We start from the raw sequence: 633 nt of genomic DNA on the forward strand, positions 1-633 counted from the left end.
TCGCGAGCGCCGAGGCGCGCATCGACGAGATGGAAGAGCAGTTCGAGATGGGCCTGCTCACGGAGGACGAGCGCTATCAGCAGGCGCTCGCGATCTGGCAGGAGACCACGGACAAGGTCCAGGCGGCGCTGAACACGGCGCTCCCGCGCCGCGGCGCGCTCGCGATGATGTCCCACTCGGGTGCGAAGGGAAACATCACGCAGATCCGCCAGATGGGCGGTATGCGTGGCCTGATGTCCGACCCGTCCGGTCGGATCATCGAGCTCCCGATCCGCTCGTCGTTCCGTGACGGCCTCACCGTCCTCGAGTACTTCATCTCGACGCACGGCGCCCGCAAGGGTCTGGCCGACACGGCGCTCCGTACCGCTGACTCGGGTGACCTCACCCGCCGCATGATCGACGTCGCCCAGGACGTGATCGTGCAGCTGGAGTCGTGTGCCCCCGAGGACGGCCCGATCCCGGGCATCTGGGTGCGGAACCGCCCCGGCGAGACCCTCCTCGCGGACTTCGAGGAACGCCTGGCCGGCCGCTGGACCGCCGCCGCGATTGCCGACCCGGAGACGGGCGAGGTCATCGTGGAGGCCGACGCGGCCATCACCGACGCGCTCGCCGCGAAGGTCGTGGGTGCCGGTG

At 70.0% G+C, this 633-nt stretch carries 1 protein-coding gene; it reads left to right on the forward strand.

Features of this window, described 5'->3' with window-relative positions:
- A partial coding sequence (locus KDM41_18425) for a DNA-directed RNA polymerase subunit beta' (GenBank protein ID MCB1185401.1) occupies positions 1-633 on the forward strand: 633 nt, incomplete at both ends.

It is taken from the genome of bacterium, from assembly GCA_020440705.1.
In the GTDB taxonomy this organism is placed as follows: domain Bacteria; phylum Krumholzibacteriota; class Krumholzibacteriia; order LZORAL124-64-63; family LZORAL124-64-63; genus JAGRNP01.